Genomic DNA, 1,127 nt, shown 5'->3' with positions numbered 1-1,127 from the left:
ACAGGCGGTGGCGGGGTCGTCGCTATTGGTCTCTACGAACGGTGCCAACGCTTCCAGCACAGCACCGGATTGGTTCGCCTTGAGCCGACTTTTTTGTTCTTCCAACCAGGCTCGGGGATCATTGGCGGCGCAGACCTTGGACGCTTCGCCGAGGTACTCGCAGAGATGGAAGAAATCCACCAAATAGGCTCCTTGCGCACCGAATTGGATCTTCTCCTGCGTGGCAATCCACGACGCGCCATCGCCCACCGCATGCAGGTAACTCCCCGGGCCAAATCCCGCTTTGGCCGCACAACGCCACCACTGTCGCCCGCTTTCCTCGACCCCACCGGCAAAATTTCCACCAAATATCGGGGTGACGCTGCCTTTCGGATGCACGAGACTCAGGCGAACTTCTTTCCAGGCCAAACGCTTCCCTTTGCGTTTGTCTTCGGCATCCGAAGAAATTTCCACCACCGGGACCATCGAACCATCCATCTCGCCGATAAAGGTGACTCCGGCCATCGTCCCGGCCACAATCTCCCGCTTGGCCTCTTGCTCGCAAATGATTGGCGCGTGATGTTCGGTGATCCGTTGAATCGTGCTTACCGGCATCTCGATCCCATCGTGTTCCTTCAGCTTTTCCGGCACCCGCCCAAAAGCCGCATCTGCCCCAAAATCACTCATCACCCGTTGCAACGGCTGCGAACTGCCCCGGCAACTGATCCCCGCACGGGTGCTGAAACGCCGCTCGATCCGTGTGCCATTCCGCCACAGAGGTTCTACCACATCGACTTTACCGAAGGTCGTGTGCCAATAGAGTTTTTTTACCCGCCAAACGTAACTCAGGCTCCACTCGTGCCACTGCCACACTCTTCTCCACTCCACGTTCCGCCCAGGCGGCCAGAGCTTCGTTGCCCATCTGGCGGAGTTCTTCGATCACTCGACGTTCCGCTGCATCCGCCTTCTCCAAGTCTCCGGCAGCGTCTTCCACCACGCCCAGCAAGCTTTCCATACGGGCACGCAACGTAGGATGACGATTCAGACGCGCTCCAACAACATCTGGTCGCGGTCAGTGGCTAGCATGGCTGTTCCCTCTGGTGGCAAATGCTGAAATTATGGGGCTTGCATCACTTTGAATCACACCC

Annotated in this window: 1 protein-coding gene and 1 pseudogene; both read right to left on the bottom strand. The window is 58.0% G+C overall.

The genetic code is table 11. The annotated features are described in order from the left end of the window. Positions 1-666: pseudogene (locus AW06_RS19395) on the bottom strand (ISKra4 family transposase); the annotation flags it as partial. A 109-nt stretch (positions 667-775) separates the two neighbouring features. Then, positions 776-994 (bottom strand): hypothetical protein, encoded by a 219-nt coding sequence (locus AW06_RS19390; protein ID WP_034953779.1) that lies wholly within the window; start codon positions 992-994, stop codon positions 776-778. Between the last annotated feature and the right edge of the window lie 133 nt (positions 995-1,127).

This window comes from Candidatus Accumulibacter cognatus, from assembly GCF_000584975.1.
GTDB classification, from domain to species: Bacteria; Pseudomonadota; Gammaproteobacteria; order Burkholderiales; family Rhodocyclaceae; genus Accumulibacter; species Accumulibacter cognatus.
This window is presented reverse-complemented; position numbering and strand designations above follow the sequence as displayed.